At 40.7% G+C, this 16426-nt stretch carries 18 protein-coding genes; 11 read left to right on the top strand and 7 right to left on the bottom strand.

Features of this window, described 5'->3' with window-relative positions; all coding sequences use genetic code 11:
* Positions 1 to 273: 273 nt before the first annotated feature.
* Positions 274 to 1053, top strand: coding sequence for a Cof-type HAD-IIB family hydrolase (locus AC20OE_RS09715; RefSeq protein WP_099663222.1), 780 nt, complete (start codon positions 274 to 276; stop codon positions 1051 to 1053).
* 38 nt (positions 1054 to 1091) lie between these two features.
* Here AC20OE_RS09715 and def read toward each other — a convergent pair whose 3' ends face one another.
* Positions 1092 to 1649, bottom strand: coding sequence for a peptide deformylase (def, locus tag AC20OE_RS09710; RefSeq protein WP_059377012.1), 558 nt, complete (start codon positions 1647 to 1649; stop codon positions 1092 to 1094).
* A 111-nt stretch (positions 1650 to 1760) separates the two neighbouring features.
* Positions 1761 to 1940, bottom strand: coding sequence for a YjcZ family sporulation protein (locus AC20OE_RS09705; protein WP_026050085.1), 180 nt, complete (start codon positions 1938 to 1940; stop codon positions 1761 to 1763).
* A gap of 232 nt (positions 1941 to 2172) precedes the next feature.
* Here AC20OE_RS09705 and AC20OE_RS09700 point away from each other — a divergent pair, with 232 nt between their 5' ends.
* From AC20OE_RS09700 to lpdA, 5 genes are all read left to right on the top strand, one after another.
* Complete coding sequence (locus tag AC20OE_RS09700) at positions 2173 to 2841, top strand: YkyA family protein (protein ID WP_059377015.1); 669 nt, start codon at positions 2173 to 2175, stop codon at positions 2839 to 2841.
* A 409-nt stretch (positions 2842 to 3250) separates the two neighbouring features.
* Positions 3251 to 4366: a pyruvate dehydrogenase (acetyl-transferring) E1 component subunit alpha gene (gene pdhA / locus AC20OE_RS09695; protein ID WP_039178223.1), complete on the top strand. Its 1116-nt coding sequence runs from the start codon at positions 3251 to 3253 to the stop codon at positions 4364 to 4366.
* 3 nt (positions 4367 to 4369) lie between these two features.
* A complete protein-coding gene (gene pdhB, locus AC20OE_RS09690) occupies positions 4370 to 5347 on the top strand; it encodes a pyruvate dehydrogenase complex E1 component subunit beta (protein WP_039178226.1) in 978 nt (325 codons plus the stop codon).
* 107 nt (positions 5348 to 5454) lie between these two features.
* Positions 5455 to 6795 carry a dihydrolipoamide acetyltransferase family protein gene (locus AC20OE_RS09685; RefSeq protein ID WP_059377016.1) on the top strand — a complete coding sequence of 447 codons (1341 nt, stop codon included), beginning with the start codon at positions 5455 to 5457 and terminating at the stop codon, positions 6793 to 6795.
* A 4-nt stretch (positions 6796 to 6799) separates the two neighbouring features.
* Positions 6800 to 8212 carry a dihydrolipoyl dehydrogenase gene (gene lpdA, locus AC20OE_RS09680; RefSeq protein WP_039178233.1) on the top strand — a complete coding sequence of 471 codons (1413 nt, stop codon included), beginning with the start codon at positions 6800 to 6802 and terminating at the stop codon, positions 8210 to 8212.
* A gap of 124 nt (positions 8213 to 8336) precedes the next feature.
* Here the strand turns inward: lpdA and AC20OE_RS09675 are convergent, their stop codons facing one another.
* Positions 8337 to 8717 (bottom strand): hypothetical protein, encoded by a 381-nt coding sequence (locus AC20OE_RS09675; protein WP_224929246.1) that lies wholly within the window; start codon positions 8715 to 8717, stop codon positions 8337 to 8339.
* A gap of 316 nt (positions 8718 to 9033) precedes the next feature.
* Between AC20OE_RS09675 and AC20OE_RS09670 the strand changes: the two genes are divergently transcribed.
* On the top strand, positions 9034 to 9153 hold the full coding sequence (locus AC20OE_RS09670) for a GapA-binding peptide SR1P (RefSeq protein ID WP_003212464.1): 120 nt from the start codon (positions 9034 to 9036) through the stop codon (positions 9151 to 9153).
* Between the two features lie 44 nt (positions 9154 to 9197).
* Here the strand turns inward: AC20OE_RS09670 and AC20OE_RS09665 are convergent, their stop codons facing one another.
* Entirely contained in the window at positions 9198 to 10670 is a 1473-nt protein-coding gene (locus AC20OE_RS09665) for an aminotransferase class I/II-fold pyridoxal phosphate-dependent enzyme (RefSeq protein WP_487268818.1), read from the bottom strand.
* A gap of 190 nt (positions 10671 to 10860) precedes the next feature.
* Between AC20OE_RS09665 and AC20OE_RS09660 the strand changes: the two genes are divergently transcribed.
* Entirely contained in the window at positions 10861 to 11130 is a 270-nt protein-coding gene (locus tag AC20OE_RS09660) for a UPF0223 family protein (protein ID WP_039178240.1), read from the top strand.
* A gap of 27 nt (positions 11131 to 11157) precedes the next feature.
* On the opposite strand, the gene AC20OE_RS09655 is transcribed toward AC20OE_RS09660, so the two are convergent.
* Positions 11158 to 11793, bottom strand: a complete 636-nt coding sequence (locus AC20OE_RS09655; RefSeq protein ID WP_099663223.1) for a DUF1054 domain-containing protein — start codon at positions 11791 to 11793, stop codon at positions 11158 to 11160.
* Between the two features lie 287 nt (positions 11794 to 12080).
* Here AC20OE_RS09655 and AC20OE_RS09650 point away from each other — a divergent pair, with 287 nt between their 5' ends.
* Positions 12081 to 12269 (top strand): hypothetical protein, encoded by a 189-nt coding sequence (locus tag AC20OE_RS09650; protein WP_039178243.1) that lies wholly within the window; start codon positions 12081 to 12083, stop codon positions 12267 to 12269.
* A 133-nt stretch (positions 12270 to 12402) separates the two neighbouring features.
* Positions 12403 to 13209 carry an inositol monophosphatase family protein gene (locus AC20OE_RS09645; protein WP_487268817.1) on the top strand — a complete coding sequence of 269 codons (807 nt, stop codon included), beginning with the start codon at positions 12403 to 12405 and terminating at the stop codon, positions 13207 to 13209.
* A 125-nt stretch (positions 13210 to 13334) separates the two neighbouring features.
* Here AC20OE_RS09645 and AC20OE_RS09640 read toward each other — a convergent pair whose 3' ends face one another.
* Positions 13335 to 13970: a hypothetical protein gene (locus AC20OE_RS09640; RefSeq protein WP_059377024.1), complete on the bottom strand. Its 636-nt coding sequence runs from the start codon at positions 13968 to 13970 to the stop codon at positions 13335 to 13337.
* A 275-nt stretch (positions 13971 to 14245) separates the two neighbouring features.
* Positions 14246 to 14425, bottom strand: coding sequence for a DUF5325 family protein (locus AC20OE_RS09635; RefSeq protein WP_024426900.1), 180 nt, complete (start codon positions 14423 to 14425; stop codon positions 14246 to 14248).
* 113 nt (positions 14426 to 14538) lie between these two features.
* Here AC20OE_RS09635 and typA point away from each other — a divergent pair, with 113 nt between their 5' ends.
* The gene (gene typA, locus AC20OE_RS09630; RefSeq protein WP_024424768.1) at positions 14539 to 16377 is read left to right on the top strand and encodes a translational GTPase TypA; all 1839 of its coding nucleotides are present in this window, start codon (positions 14539 to 14541) and stop codon (positions 16375 to 16377) included.
* Positions 16378 to 16426 lie beyond the last annotated feature (49 nt).

Here is a 16426-nt window from a genome sequence, read left to right as displayed (position 1 = left end):
TCGATTTTTTACGAAGCATGTCCTTCCATTGTCTTCGAATTTTCTTGCGCAGACGACGAAGCATCACAGGCCGCCTCCTTTCGGTTTAAAGTAAGCTTAAACAGCGTATTCCGATCTCTCTATATACTTGTATTATATGATGTTTCCAATGAATGTTACATGGATATATCTGGGAAAATAGGCGTTTTCAAAAGGATTTGGTTTCGAAAGCGGAAATCTTTCTGTATGATGAAAGGGAGTGTGTATACATAACAAAGGGCAGGAGGGCGAGATATGAATAAAAAAGTCATCTTCTTTGATATCGATGGTACTTTATATGATCATGATAAAAGAATACCTGAGTCAACGAAGCGAGCGGTTCATTTATTAAAAGAAAAAGGTCATCATCTCTTTATTGCATCTGGGCGTTCTCCTTTTCTGATTCAGCCCATTTTAGAAGAATTAGGGCTTGACTCATTCATTGCTTATAACGGTCAGTATGTCATGTATGAGGGAGATGTTATTTACGGTAATCCGCTGAAGCAGGAGTTAATGGAGCGAATTTATGAGACAGCGGATCGTCATGATCATCCGCTTGTTTTTATGGGAGAAGAAACGATGAAGGCGTCTGTGCCGAACCATCCGTTTATCCATGAAGGAATCGGTACTTTAAAAACAGAGCATCCTGAGCACGATTTGTCTTTCTTTAAAGAAAACGACATTTTTCAAATGCTGTTATTTTGTAAGGCAGAAGAGGAAGAGCAATATAAGGCATTCTACGATGAGATTGACCTTGTCAGATGGCATGAGCTGTCAACAGATGTTCTGCCAAAAGGTGGATCAAAAGCTGAAGGAATCAAACGAGTCATCGAAAGACTTCCTTACGATCAAAAGGATACCATTGCCTTTGGAGACGGACTGAACGATAGAGAAATGATTTCGTTTGCTGGAACAGGCGTTGCGATGGGAAATGCTGTGAGTGAACTGAAAGCATTGGCTGATTTTGTGACAAAGCCAGTAGATGAGGACGGCATATTCCATGCAGTGACCCATCTTGGCCTTATTGAAGAATAAAAAAGAAGACCCTTAGATGTGGGGTCTTCTTTTTTATGTTATGATCTGCCAATCGCAACAGAGTTTTCTGGCTCAGAGAATGGCTGATCCTTTTGAATATGATCATAAAACATAATGCCATTTAAATGGTCAATTTCATGCTGAAAGACAATAGCAGGGAATCCTTTTAGACGGATATCAATGTCCTCTCCTTCAAGCGTTGTGGCCTTCACCCTGATTTTTTGATATCGAGGAACAAATCCAGGGATGGCTTCATCAACTGATAAACAGCCTTCACCAGTAGCTAAATAAGCTCTTTTGACTGAATGACTGACAATACGCGGGTTGAACAGAGCATAGCTGTATTCTTCTCCGTCTTCATCCTCACAGTGAACTGCGATCATCCGTTTACTAATATTGATCTGCGGAGCAGCTAATCCAACGCCGGGTCTTAGTCCGTATTTTTCAGCAATGTCAGCATCCTGACTGTTTTTGACGAATTCGATCATGTCAGCTAATTGCTGTTTTTCCTCTTCTGTCGGCGGGAGCTCGACCGCTTCAGCTGTTTGTCTTAAGACGGGATGTCCGTCCCTTACGATATCATCCATGGTAATCACAAAACTTCACTCCTATTTCCTTTGTATGTAAAGTATATAAAATGATACACAACATATGCAATGAAATAAAGAAGACCGGTCCTTTGAGACCGGTCAGAGGCTTAAACAGCCTTAGCAGCAGCCACCGCCGCCTAAGAATGCTGCGCCAACGATGATTAATAGGATGAAAAGCACAACGATTAAAGCGAATGTACGTCCGCCGCCGTATCCGCATCCGTATCCACCGCCATAACTTGGGTAACAACAGCCGCCGCCGTATCCATACCCGTAACCGCCGTATCCACCATACATACTTCCATGACTATAATTAGACATACTTTTACCTCCTTTGGAAATACACTCGGCCTCTCATAAGTGAAGGCGAAGCGTGTAATATAAACTATGTATGAATGCACTATTTGTATAGTCATGAGCCTATTGCTTGAAAAAAATCTTCTCCGTCTCATCTGACTGACCTCTTTTCTTGTCACAAACGCCTATAAAAATTATAGTGGTATGTGGAGATGTAAAGGGGGACCTTGTGATGAGACAGATGAAAAGAAGCATGAAAGCAGGTGCTGCTTTAGCGGGGATATGTACCCTTTTGCTGACAGGATGCGGAGGTCAAAATCCATTCAATGACATGCAGGATGCGATGACGAAAATGAGTGAAAAAGAAGCTTCCTTCGAAAAAGAGCAAGGTACACTGCAAAGCTATGAGAAAAAAGAGCAGAAGCTGTATACAAAAATGATTCAAACAACAAAGGACCATACAAAAACAGTGTCAAGCCTTTCTGATCAGGCATTAGCATCGGCAGCGAAACGAGAAGAACATTTAAAAACAGAAAAAGACAGCATGGATGAATCGAAAAAAGAATTGAATACGGTAAAGGAATCTGCCGCACGATTGCAAGATGCCGAGTTAAAAGAGAAAGCAGATCAAACAGTCAAATCGATCGAGAAACGATATGCATCATATGATCAGCTATACAAGGAGTATCAAAAGGCGCTGAAACAAGATCAGCATTTGTATCAATCTTTAAAGAAAAAGGATCTAGGATATGAAGAGCTGAAGTCTAAGCTGAAGACCGTCAATCGTTCATATAGCAAAGTCAGAAAAGAAAGTAAGAAGTTCAATCGATATACAGATCAATTGAATGATCATAAAAAGGCTTTGTATAAAGCAGCAGAACAAGAGTCAAAAAAGAGCTGAAAAACAGCTCTTTTTTTATTTTTCGACAAAAACAAACATTTTCTATTGTAGTACAGTAGTACACTCTATACTAGTACAGATTAGGTTGTTTGTTAAACAGATTGATACAGTTCACCATAAAAAGTAAAGCGAATACATTTATTTAAATAAAGCCGTTAAATCAATTGACGGACTATTTTTCTTGTTGTAAACTATTCCTTGTTAACAGAAGTTGTATTAGTTTTTTGTGAACTATCGTTAATACAGTTAGAAGGACTCAAAAAAGAGTGGTCAACCTATGTTTCGACAACGATCTTAGTGGCTATTATATACAGGAGTCATATGAGTATTTTGGGTTATCCTATATCTGTATGTATAAATGGATTCACGACAAATGGACTGTTAAAAGAAAGGAAGAGGTGACTTTAGAATGGCTGCAAAAACAAAAAAAGCAATTGTTGATAGCAAAAAGCAATTTGATGCCATCAAAAAGCAGTTTGAAACGTTTCAAATTTTAAACGAAAAAGGCGAAGTCGTAAACGAAGCGGCAATGCCGGATCTTTCAGATGACCAATTAAAAGAATTAATGCGCCGTATGGTGTTTACACGTGTATTAGATCAACGTTCAATTTCATTGAACCGTCAAGGACGTCTTGGCTTCTATGCGCCAACAGCTGGACAAGAGGCTTCTCAGCTTGCAACTCACTTTGCACTTGAGAAAGAAGATTTCATTCTTCCAGGATATCGTGATGTACCACAATTAATCTGGCATGGTCTTCCGCTAACAAAAGCATTCTTGTTCTCTCGCGGACACTTTGTTGGTAACCAAATGCCTGATGATGTGAATGCACTTTCACCGCAAATCATTATCGGTGCACAAATCATTCAAGCTGCTGGTGTAGCTCTTGGTTTGAAAAAGCGCGGTAAAAAAGCTGTTGCAATCACTTACACTGGTGACGGTGGAGCTTCACAAGGTGATTTCTACGAAGGTATTAACTTTGCAGGGGCTTACAAAGCGCCAGCGATTTTTGTTGTCCAAAACAACAGATATGCGATCTCTACACCTGTTGAAAAGCAGTCTGCTGCACAAACAATTGCACAAAAAGCAGCTGCAGCTGGTATCGTAGGCGTACAAGTTGACGGTATGGATGCATTAGCTGTTTATGCAGCAACTGCTGAAGCTCGTGAGCGCGCTGTAAATGGTGAAGGTCCAACATTAATCGAAACTCTTACATTCCGTTACGGCCCACATACAATGGCTGGTGACGATCCAACAAGATATCGTACAAAAGAAGATGAAAACGAGTGGGAGCAAAAAGATCCATTGGTACGCTACCGCAAATTCTTGGAAAACAAAGGCCTATGGTCTGAAGAAGAAGAGAATAAAGTGATCGAAGATGCAAAAGAACAAATCAAACAAGCGATCAAAGAAGCTGACGAACAGCCTAAGCAAAAAGTCACTGACTTGATTGAAAACATGTACGATGTGAAACCATTCAACTTAGTTGAACAGCTTGAAATTTACAAACAGAAGGAGTCGAAGTAAGCCATGGCGCAAATGACAATGATTCAAGCGATCACTGATGCGTTACGCACAGAACTGAAAAATGACGAAAACGTTCTCGTTTTCGGAGAAGACGTTGGTAAAAACGGCGGCGTATTCCGTGCGACTGAAGGATTGCAAAAAGAGTTTGGTGAGGATCGTGTATTCGATACTCCACTTGCTGAATCTGGTATTGGCGGTCTTGCAATTGGCCTTGGACTACAAGAATTCCGCCCAGTAATGGAAATTCAATTCTTCGGATTCGTTTACGAAGTATTAGATTCTGTTTCTGGACAAATGGCTCGTATGCGTTACCGTTCTGGCGGACGCTGGCATTCTCCAGTGACAATCCGTTCTCCATTCGGTGGAGGAGTTCACACACCTGAGCTTCACGCTGACAGCTTAGAAGGTCTTATCGCACAACAGCCTGGTATCAAGGTTGTCATTCCTTCAACACCTTATGATGCAAAAGGACTTTTAATTTCTGCAATTCGTGACAACGATCCTGTAGTGTTCCTTGAGCATATGAAACTTTATCGTTCTTTCCGTCAGGAAGTTCCTGAAGAAGAGTACACAATTGAAATCGGTAAAGCTGACGTGAAACGTGAAGGTACTGACCTTTCAATCATCACTTACGGTGCAATGGTTCACGAATCACTAAAAGCTGCTGAAGAGCTAGAAAAAGAAGGCGTTTCTGCTGAAGTTATCGACCTTCGCACAGTAAGCCCGCTTGATATTGAAACAATCATCGCTTCTGTTGAAAAAACAGGACGTGCGATCGTTGTTCAAGAAGCACAAAAACAAGCTGGTATTGCTGCAAACGTAGTAGCTGAAATCAATGACAGAGCGATCCTTAGCCTGGAAGCACCAGTACTTCGTGTAGCTGCACCTGATACTGTATTTGCTTTCTCTCAAGCTGAGAGCGTATGGCTTCCAAACCATAAAGATGTACTTGAAACAGCGAAAAAAGTTCTTGAATTTTAATTAAATGACAGAGGGGAACAGAATTTATTTCTCTTCCCCTTTATCAATTACATGACCGTGTAAACATACACAACAAGGGTTCAACAAAATCTAGGAGGCGAAAAACAGTGGCATTTGAATTTAAACTTCCGGACATCGGAGAAGGTATCCACGAAGGTGAGATCGTTAAGTGGTTTGTTAAACCAAACGACGAAATCAATGAAGATGACGTTTTAGCAGAGGTACAAAATGATAAAGCAGTTGTAGAAATTCCTTCACCTGTTAAAGGAAAAGTATTAGAATTAAAAGTTGAAGAGGGAACAGTTGCAACTGTAGGACAAACAATCATTACGTTTGATGCACCTGGTTACGAAAATCTTCAATTTAAAGGCAGCGAAGAAGAAGGCGAAGCAAAAACTGAAGCTCAAGTACAAGGTACTGCTGAAGCTGGTAACGAGCCAGAGAAGAAAGAAGTAGCACAAGAAGAAGCGGCAGCAGCAACTGGTGCAGGCGCACAAGAGCAAGTAGATGCTGATCCAAACAAACGCGTGATCGCTATGCCATCTGTACGTAAATATGCTCGCGAAAAAGGCGTTGAAATTTACAAAGTTGCAGGTTCTGGTAAAAACGGACGTGTGTTAAAAGAAGATATCGACAGCTTCGTTAATGGTGGTTCTGCAGCTCCAGCAGCAGCACCTCAAGCAGCTGAAAGTGTGAAAGAAGAAGCAGCTCCTAAAGCGGCAGCAGCTCCAGTTCTTGAAGGAGAATTCCCAGAAACTCGCGAGAAAATGAGCGGAATCCGCAAAGCAATCGCGAAAGCAATGGTGAACTCTAAGCATACAGCTCCTCACGTAACATTAATGGATGAAGTTGATGTAACAAACCTTGTTGCTCATCGTAAACAATTCAAACAAGTTGCAGCTGATCAAGGAATCAAGTTAACTTACTTGCCTTACGTTGTAAAAGCTCTAACTTCTGCTTTGAAAAAGTACCCAGTACTTAACACTTCTATCGATGATAAAACGGATGAAGTTGTTCAAAAGCATTACTACAACATCGGAATTGCAGCTGATACTGAAAAAGGCTTGCTCGTTCCAGTTGTGAAAAATGCAGATCGCAAAGCAATTTTCGAAGTGTCTAACGAAATCAACGAGCTTGCAACAAAAGCACGTGATGGTAAATTGGCTCCAGCTGAAATGAAAGGTGCATCTTGCACAATCACAAACATCGGTTCTGCTGGTGGACAATGGTTTACTCCAGTCATCAACCACCCAGAAGTAGCGATCCTTGGTATTGGCCGTATCGCTGAGAAAGCGGTTGTTCGTGATGGCGAAATCGTTGCAGCTCCAGTCTTAGCTCTTTCCCTAAGCTTTGACCACCGTATGATTGACGGAGCTACTGCGCAAAATGCCCTTAACCACATCAAGCGTTTATTGAATGATCCACAATTAATTTTAATGGAGGCGTAATGTCATGGTAGTAGGAGATTTCCCAATCGAAACAGATACTCTTGTCATCGGTGCAGGTCCTGGTGGATATGTAGCTGCTATTCGTGCTGCACAGCTTGGACAAAAAGTAACAATCGTTGAAAAAGGAACACTTGGCGGTGTATGTCTAAACGTTGGTTGTATTCCTTCAAAAGCATTAATCAATGCTGGCCATCGTTTCGAAAATGCTAAGCATTCTGAAGACATGGGTATCAAAGCTGAAAACGTAACAGTTGATTTCACAAAAGTTCAAGAGTGGAAAGCTTCTGTTGTAAACAAATTAACAGGTGGAGTTCAAGGTCTTCTTAAAGGAAATAAAGTAGACATCGTTAAAGGTGAAGCTTATTTCGTAGACAGCAACTCTGTACGTGTAATGGATGAAAATTCAGCACAGACTTACACTTTCAAAAATGCAATTCTTGCTACTGGATCTCGTCCAATCGAATTGCCTACTTTTAAATACACAGACCGCGTGATCAACTCAACTGGTGCTTTAGCGCTTAAAGAAGTACCTAAAAAGTTAGTTGTTATCGGTGGTGGATACATCGGTACTGAGCTTGGTACTGCTTATGCAAACTTTGGAACAGAAGTTGTGATCCTTGAAGGTGGAGACGAAATCCTTCCAGGTTTCGAAAAGCAAATGAGCTCATTGGTTAAACGTAACCTGAAGAAAAAAGGAAACGTTGAAATCCATACAAACGCTCTTGCAAAAGGCGTTGAAGAAAAATCTGATGGTGTCACTGTTACATTCGAAGTAAAAGGTGAAGAAAAAACAGTTGATGCTGATTACGTACTTGTGACTGTTGGTCGTCGTCCAAACACTGATGAGCTTGGTCTTGAGCAAGTTGGTGTTGAATTGACTGACCGCGGAGTTGTCAAAACAGACAAACAATGCCGTACAAGCGTATCTAACATCTATGCAATTGGTGACATCGTTGATGGACCACCACTTGCACACAAAGCTTCTTACGAAGGTAAAATTGCAGCTGAAGCAATCGCTGGAGAGCCAGCTGAAATTGATTACCTTGGTATTCCTGCTGTTGTATTCTCTGAGCCAGAACTTGCAACTGTTGGATACACTGAAGCAGAAGCAAAAGCAGAAGGAATCGAAATCGTTGCAGCGAAATTCCCATTCGCAGCGAACGGACGTGCACTTTCTCTTGATGCAACTGATGGCTTCATGAAAATGATCACTCGTAAAGAGGATGGTCTAGTTATCGGTGCTCAAATCGCAGGTGTTGGCGCTTCTGATATGATTTCAGAGCTTAGCCTTGCAATCGAAGCAGGAGTGACTGCTGAAGACATCGCTATGACAATTCATGCTCACCCAACATTAGGTGAAATTACAATGGAAACGGCTGAAGTAGCAATTGGAAGCCCAATCCACATCGTAAAATAATGAACCTATGAAACCCTCTCCTTGATGGAGAGGGTTTTTTTGCGCCCTGAACACCATATGAAAAACCCCTCATGAGGTGAGGGGTTTTTTCATATGGTTATATATAAGTGCAAGGAAAATATCATTAGTTTGTATTGACGCGGTCTAAAGCATGGCATAAGGGCGATAAGATCTCCTGTTTACTGCGAACATTTCCTTCAACCTTCACGATGACTTTTTCATCATTGACAAGTAAAATAGCCGGCAGTTCATCAACTTCATTTTTCCAGCCTTTACGATCTTCTTTCACAATCATTTTTGACATTTCCTTAGGGTATTCATTCTTTAAATCGAGGACTGCATCATAATAAGGGCTTTCTTTATCAAGGTTTTCTGCATCAGTAAAAAAGAGAATTCTCGGTTTTTGAATATGACTGACTTGGTCGGTCTGAGTCGGTATGATATACGCAAATGAGCATGAACTAAGTACAAAGAGCATGGGGAATATAATGAGAAGTGTCCTCATAAAATTCAATCTATTCACCTCAAAATCATTTGGGGTTGTCCCAACATTTTTAGGAGCTTGTTCCCTGTTAGTCACTCTAGTGTATCATGTCCCTTTTGACAATTTTCGATTGTTACTCAATTGTTACAGAATTGATATGAAGCAAAATACAATTGAAACGTTCCCTCAATATGATGAGAAAAAAGCACATATTTATAAAAAATGATTAAATGTGTCATACAATTAACCGTTGACAACTTAAATGTGACATCATATTATAGAGATAAGAAATAGATCAAACGCTTTCAAACTATGAATGAAGAAAAGGGGAATGTACGTGGGTACAATTATTTGTCAAGATTGCAATGAAACCATTGATCAATTTGAAAATGAAAAAGTGACAACGCTATACGGAACGTGCGGTCACTGTCATTGCTGTGATGAAGCCTCTGAATAAATAAAAAAAGCATGCAGCTCCATTTGGGGCTGCATGTTTCTTTTTTATAAAATTGGTTTTTGTTCCTTAATCACACGGATCATTTCAAGCGTTGAATCTTCAGGTCCTTGGACAGGGAGGCCAATTTCAATATTTTTAAAGATATACGATATATTTTCTTCTGTGATAATTTCACCTGGTATAAAAATTGGAATACCTGGCGGATATACCATCACAAACTCTGCGGTGATGCGGCCGACTGCTTCCTTAAAAGGAACGACTTCTGTTGTGGCATAAAAGGCGTCACGCGGCGTCATAGCAAGCGATGGGATCTCAGGCAGCAGTACCTCTGTTACCGCTTGTTTGCCGCCATCACGAGTAGAGACTGCGGCAATTTCCTGCATCGCCGTCACGAGCGTATCAATTGTCTCATCTGAATCGCCAGGGGTTACGATACATAAGATATTGTAAAGGTCAGAGAGCTCTACTTCAATTCGATAGCTTTCTCTCAGCCATTTTTCGACATCATGTCCGTTTAACCCAAGGTCTTTAATGGAGATAATTAATTTCGTTGGGTCATAATCGTAAGTAGAAGCTGAACCGAGTATTTCCTTGCCAATGCAGCTAATGCCGTCAATTTGATTCAAGCGGTTTCTAGCTGATTCAGCCAAACGAATGGCTTCATCAGCAAGTGCCTTTCCTTCAGTGGCTAATCGTTTTCGAGCGACATCCAGTGATGCTAAGAGCAAATAAGAAGTGGACGTTGTCGTCAGCATACTCAAAATTGATTGCACACGGTCTTTTGAAACAAGCCCTTCCTTCATATTTAAAATAGAGCTTTGCGTAAGAGAGCCGCCAAGTTTATGGACACTTGTTGCTGCCATGTCGGCACCTGCCTGCATCGCAGAGAGGGGAAGCTCATCATGAAAATGGATATGCACACCGTGTGCTTCATCGACAAGGACAGGCACAGCAAATGAATGGGCAATGTCTACGATTGATTTTAAGTCTGCTGAAATACCAAAATACGTTGGATTAATGACAAGTAAACCTTTCGCATCTGGATGCTCAGTGAGCGCCTTTTTGGCTGATTCAGGTGTAATACCGTGAGAGATGCCAAGCTCTTTGTCTATTTCTGGGTGAATAAAAACAGGAATGGCGCCAGAAAATACAATCGCGGACATAATTGATTTATGAACGTTACGAGGAACGATAATTTTATCTCCAGGTCCGCATACCGTCATCACCATTGTCATGATGGCGCCGCTTGTTCCTTGAATAGAGAAAAACGTATGATCAGCACCGAAGGCTTCAGCAGCAAGCTCCTGTGCTTCTTTTATCATCCCTCGAGGTGAATGTAAATCATCGAGAGGTTCTATATTAATGAGGTCAATGCTTAATGCATTGTCGCCAATGAATGCTCTAAATTCAGGATCCATTCCGGCTCCTTTTTTATGGCCTGGAATGTGAAATTGGACTGGATTGGTTGCTGCGTGTTTTTTTAGTCCAGTGTATAAGGGTGTATCATGTTGTGACAATTGCTTTCCCACCTTCATCGAAATACCTGCTATTATTGTGCCAATTACAGCAGATTTCATTGCATAAAACAAAAGAATTATATTATGAACTGATCGGAATGTAAAGCATAAAATCAATCGGTTTCTTAACAAACAGATGCTATAATAAAAGTTCAAATCAGAAATGAGTATTAAAGTGAGGGACAAGTAAATGGAATATCAATATCCAATGGATGTCGACTGGACGACAGAGGAAAAGATTGCGGTCATTTCATTTTTTCAGGCTGTTGAAAAAGCCTACGAAAAAGGAATTGCGAAGCAGGAGTTATTAGACGCATATAAACGATTTAAAGAGGTTGTGCCATCAAAAGCAGAGGAAAAAACGCATTGTGCGGCGTTTGAAAAGGGAAGCGGGTATTCCCCTTATCATGCAGTAAAAACCGCAAGAGAGGCAGAAGAGACTGCTATTATACGCATGTAAAAAACGAGCCTCAAAGGGCTCGTTTTTTCATACAGATTCTTTCTGTGTAAAACGGTATAGATACGTCAGCGTGCGGAAGGCATTTTCGATTTTCGAGAGGAATTCTTCATTATTCATTTGAACGACTACCTCTCTAGGCAGCTGAATGCCGCAAAGAAGCTCGGCTTTCTTGACTGTTTGAACACGTTCAAACAGCGTTTTCAGCTGTTCGGAATCTAGTTCGCTGTGACGCATGACATCTGGTTTCATATGATCTTTAGACCAAACAAAATCTTGCGGTATTTTCTGCTGGATGGTGTCTAGCTCCTTTTCAAATAGCTGGCCGTACTCACCTTTTACTGGAGATTCATAAATGAGTGCAAACCAGACAAAGACATGTGTTTTCCAAAGCCCGATTTGAAAATGAGGGAGTTTTTTATATCCGCGCTTACTGTTTGCAAAAGCAACCCACGTATCATTTGGCGGGTTGACAGATCTTCTAGCATGCTTTGCGACGTGTACAAACATTTCGTCTCCTGTAATAGAAGAAAGAAGTGGTGCAAAATGTTCGCCAAGTGCCTCAAGCTTTGGCCGGACTCTTTCTTTTAATACAGTCATTCGTTCATCTAAACCATCAACTGTGAATGTTTCAAAATCTTCATCTCTAAAACGCATTTCACTCATGTTATGCCTCCTGTATCTTTTCGCTGATCATATTTTATCATAGCTTGGGTCAAGCTCAAAAAAAGATGCACCGTTAGATCAAAGTTTATGAAGGTCGTGGTGCAGCGTTTAAAATCATCAATTTTGTGGTACATAACAAATAGGTAAAGACACAATTTTCAGAATGTCGTTGCGGTTATGCGATCGCTTCATACGATATAAGCAAGAACCATTTCTCTTATCGATTGAATTTTTTATCAATGAAAACTGACAAGGAATGAATCATTCTCTGGAAGGGGCGTTGACCAATGAAGCAAATCGTGAAGCAGGGGTATAGGCAGGAGAAGAAGAATCGCATCGCTGTGTGGAGATTAGAGGTTGATTATGAGCTTTCTACGCTTCATGAAGCCATCGAGCATAAAGATGACATCCAAATCGAACGCAGCAAACGAAAGCTTGAGCGCCTAAGAAAAGAATGGGAGCAGCTTCAAGGGTAAAACAGCGTGAGGTAAAAACGAACCAATTCATCGGTTCGTTTTTGTATGAAGCTGCTTTTTTCTTGCTTTTACGTACATAATATCAGTATGCTATTACAAATAGGTCCTACATAGAAAAGAGGTTTACAATCTGATGACAAACTGGGTGGAAATTGACCGTCTTGCAAAGCTCTGGGTAAAAGAAGCAGGGAGCCGTATTAAAGCGTCCATGCAGGAAGGTCTATCAATTGAAACAAAATCAAATCCAAATGATCTTGTCACGAATATTGATAAAGAAACAGAGCGTTTTTTTATTGAAAAAATACAGTCGACATTTTCAGACCATCACATTTTAGGAGAAGAGGGACAAGGGGAAGAGGTGACCTCACTCGATGGAATTGTGTGGATCATTGATCCGATCGATGGCACAATGAACTTTGTCCATCAAAAACGCAACTTTGCCATTTCAATCGGGATATTTGAAAATGGTGTTGGGAAAATCGGTCTTATTTATGACGTCATTCATAACGAGCTCTACCATGCCATCAAAGGAGAAGGAGCTTATATGAACGATACCCTCCTCCCTCGATTAAAAGATGTGGAGATTGAAAAAGCCATTGTGGGGATTAATCCGACATGGGCGATCGAAAGCCCTTATTTTGACGCCAAACCATTTGCCCGTCTTGTGCGTGACGTGAGAGGGACACGAACGATTGGATCCGCAGCCCTTGAGCTTGCTTATATTGCAAGCGGCAGAAGTGACGCATATGTCACGTTAAGGCTTGCGCCATGGGATTATGCAGCGGGCTGCGTACTGCTTGATGAAGTAGGGGCTGTTTACTCAAATATTCACGGAGATCGTCTTACGTTCCTAGATAAAAACAGCATAGTCGCCGGAAATCGATCCATTTGTGAAAAAATCTTGCATGATTACATAAAAGGAAGCGGAAATAAAAAATAAACGGAATCACTTCATGAGAATGAAGTGATTTTTTGTTTTTCCTGAAACTTTTTTGTAAGGCGAATGTCTTATTGGCTGAAATAAAAAACCCTCATCTGGTTTATCCAGATGGGGGTTTTTCTAGCTTAGCTTAATTTTTCTTTCGCAATTTGAATTGCATCATAAAACGTTTTTAATTGCTCTTGAGGAATTTTCTTAAGCATTTGGTTGAAAACAAGTAATTCAGTAGAGCTGAATCCAAGACCTTTTGCGATTTTTGAATCAATCACAACGTTTCCTTTTTTGTCTAGAACAAGCGCATCACCAGCAAGATCAGCAATTCTGATCACTGATTTGAAAAGCTTTTCGAATTTAGCCGCTTCTTCTTTTGTAAGACCAAGTTCAACAGCTTTTGCTGCATCAAAAACCAATTTCCCTTTTTCGTTTTTAGTGATGCTTTCACTGAAAACGATTGTAAGAACAGCTGCGCGATCTAAGAATTTCTCAGCAGTCGCCGCTTCTTCTTCAGTTAGTCCGAGCTCAACAGCTTTTTTCACATCAAATGTGTAGTTGTTGTCTTCCTCAACAAATGAATTGATGAGAATGTTGATGACTCGCTCGTTTTTCTCCAATAATTCTTTAATGATTTGCTGCTGTTCAAAAGGAATGCCTTTGAAAGTTGCAGCGCTTGCTTGCCCAGGAGCTACTGTTGTGAAAGTAAGAATGATAGCTAAAGCGAAAAATACAACAGAGCTGAGCGATTTGCTCAAAAACTTCTTCATGCTTCTTTTCTCTCCCTTTTCTGTTAAATTTTGTTGCAAGAACAGCATACCATGAGAAACTTTATGGAAGAATAGGAAAATTGTAACTTTATGTTTGTTTTTGGAGAACTATAAAAGTTCTTGTCGAAAAATGGAGGGGTTCTGATTGCTTATTTTTGTCAATCCTTCAATATACGTTTCGTCTGATGAATGGAGCTTTCATAGGTGAATTGTCTTGTTTTTACTCAAAATAAAAAGCCTTCTACATGTAGAATGTAAAAGACTTTTACCTAATTTTATGATTGCACGTTTAATTTTCTTTTTAATGTAAATCCTGTACCCATGAAAATCATGGCGAATACAATGCTTAGACATATGCCCAGTATGTTTTTTTCTGCAAGAGTTACCCCAATAAACGCCATACTGACAACTGCAAGTAATGCACATAATAATAGAAGCCATTTGATTTGTTTCATATGTCCCCATCCCTTTTTTTAGAGTTAATATAAGTTTACAGAAAAACGATCGGCATTTAAAGGGGATTGTGATATAATATGAAAGTTATCTAATTATTTTAGGAGATGAAAATGTGAAACTTCGAAAAGACCTTCGCAACATCGCAATTATTGCCCACGTTGACCATGGTAAAACGACGCTTGTTGACCAATTGCTCCATCAAGCTGGTACTTTCCGTGCGAATGAAAATATCGCTGAGAGAGCCATGGATTCAAATGATTTAGAGCGAGAGCGCGGTATTACGATTTTAGCTAAAAATACTGCGATAAATTATAAAGATACACGCATTAATATTTTAGATACACCAGGACACGCCGATTTCGGTGGTGAAGTTGAGCGTATCATGAAAATGGTAGATGGTGTACTCCTTGTTGTGGATGCTTATGAAGGCTGTATGCCTCAAACACGCTTTGTGCTGAAAAAAGCACTTGAGCAAAACTTAACACCAATCGTTGTCGTCAATAAAATTGACCGCGACTTTGCTCGTCCGGCTGAAGTAGTCGATGAAGTGATTGACTTGTTCATTGAATTGGATGCAACAGAAGAACAGCTTGAGTTCCCAGTTGTCTATGCATCAGCAATCAATGGTACAGCAAGTAACGATGCGAGCAAGCAAGATGAAAACATGGAATCTTTGTTTGAAGCTATTGTGAACCATATTCCTTGCCCGGTTGATAACCATGAAGAGCCGCTTCAATTCCAAGTGGCGCTACTTGATTACAATGATTATGTTGGCAGAATTGGAATTGGCCGTGTATTCAGAGGAACAATGCAAGTAGGACAGCAGGTAGCCTTGATGAAAGTCGACGGCACTGTGAAACAATTCCGTGTAACAAAGATCTTTGGTTTCCAAGGGTTAAAACGAGTGGAAATCAACGAAGCGAAAGCGGGAGATCTTGTCGCTGTATCTGGAATGGAAGACATCAACGTAGGTGAAACGGTTTGTCCGGTAGAACACCAAGAGGCACTTCCAATCCTTCGTATTGATGAGCCGACACTTCAAATGACGTTTGTTGTAAACAACAGCCCATTTGCAGGCCGTGAAGGAAAATACGTGACATCACGTAAAATCGAAGAGCGCTTAGAGCAGCAGCTTCAAACAGACGTCAGTCTTCGTGTGGATCCAACTGATTCACCTGATGCTTGGGTTGTTTCTGGACGCGGAGAGCTTCACTTATCCATTCTCATTGAGAATATGAGACGTGAAGGATTTGAATTACAAGTATCGAAGCCAGAAGTTATTGTAAAAGAAGTTGATGGTGTTCGATGTGAGCCTGTTGAGCGCGTTCAAATTGATGTACCGGAAGAGCATACTGGCTCTGTTATGGAATCAATGGGTGCAAGAAAAGGTGAAATGATTGACATGATCAACAATGGTAACGGTCAAGTTCGCCTGATCTTTACAGTGCCATCACGTGGTTTAATTGGATATACAACTGAATTTCTTTCATTAACTCGTGGTTTTGGTATTTTGAACCATACGTTTGACAGCTACCAGCCAATGCAGTCTGGTCAAGTCGGCGGACGCCGTCAAGGTGTACTTGTTTCAATGGAAACAGGTAAAGCGACTGCTTACGGAATCCAAGGTGTTGAAGAGCGCGGTGTGATCTTCGTTGAGCCAGGTACTGAAGTATACCAAGGGATGATTGTTGGGGAGCATAACCGTGAGAACGACCTTGTTGTAAACGTAAGCCGTATGAAACAACAAACAAACGTACGTTCAGCGACGAAAGATCAAACGGTTAGCATGAAAAAACCTCGTATTATGTCACTTGAGGAATCTCTTGAGTACTTGAATGAAGACGAATACTGTGAGGTTACACCTGAATCCATTCGTCTTAGAAAGAAAATTTTAGACAAAAACGAACGTGAGAAAGCAGCGAAGAAGAAAAAGCTAGCAGGATTATCTTAATTCCATGAAGAATTAAAAAGATAGAACCCTGAAAGATAAGGGGAGGGAA

Source organism: Bacillus sp. SRI_025 (genome assembly GCF_057592095.1).
The sequence above is the reverse complement of the archived record's forward strand: the minus strand, read 5'-3'. Positions and strand labels throughout refer to the sequence as shown.

Excerpts from the sequence above, each read along its gene's own strand:
- AC20OE_RS09715 (WP_099663222.1), top strand. The coding sequence starts at position 274 with ATGAATAAAAAAGTCATCTTCTTTGATATCGATGGTACTTTATATGAT.
- AC20OE_RS09705 (WP_026050085.1), bottom strand. The coding sequence starts at position 1,940 with ATGTATGGTGGATACGGCGGTTACGGGTATGGATACGGCGGCGGCTGT.
- AC20OE_RS09700 (WP_059377015.1), top strand. The coding sequence starts at position 2,173 with ATGAGACAGATGAAAAGAAGCATGAAAGCAGGTGCTGCTTTAGCGGGG.
- pdhA (WP_039178223.1), top strand. The coding sequence starts at position 3,251 with ATGGCTGCAAAAACAAAAAAAGCAATTGTTGATAGCAAAAAGCAATTT.
- pdhB (WP_039178226.1), top strand. The coding sequence starts at position 4,370 with ATGGCGCAAATGACAATGATTCAAGCGATCACTGATGCGTTACGCACA.
- lpdA (WP_039178233.1), top strand. The coding sequence starts at position 6,800 with ATGGTAGTAGGAGATTTCCCAATCGAAACAGATACTCTTGTCATCGGT.
- AC20OE_RS09675 (WP_224929246.1), bottom strand. The coding sequence starts at position 8,717 with ATGAGGACACTTCTCATTATATTCCCCATGCTCTTTGTACTTAGTTCA.
- AC20OE_RS09660 (WP_039178240.1), top strand. The coding sequence starts at position 10,861 with ATGGAATATCAATATCCAATGGATGTCGACTGGACGACAGAGGAAAAG.
- AC20OE_RS09655 (WP_099663223.1), bottom strand. The coding sequence starts at position 11,793 with ATGAGTGAAATGCGTTTTAGAGATGAAGATTTTGAAACATTCACAGTT.
- AC20OE_RS09650 (WP_039178243.1), top strand. The coding sequence starts at position 12,081 with ATGAAGCAAATCGTGAAGCAGGGGTATAGGCAGGAGAAGAAGAATCGC.
- AC20OE_RS09645 (WP_487268817.1), top strand. The coding sequence starts at position 12,403 with ATGACAAACTGGGTGGAAATTGACCGTCTTGCAAAGCTCTGGGTAAAA.
- AC20OE_RS09640 (WP_059377024.1), bottom strand. The coding sequence starts at position 13,970 with ATGAAGAAGTTTTTGAGCAAATCGCTCAGCTCTGTTGTATTTTTCGCT.
- AC20OE_RS09635 (WP_024426900.1), bottom strand. The coding sequence starts at position 14,425 with ATGAAACAAATCAAATGGCTTCTATTATTATGTGCATTACTTGCAGTT.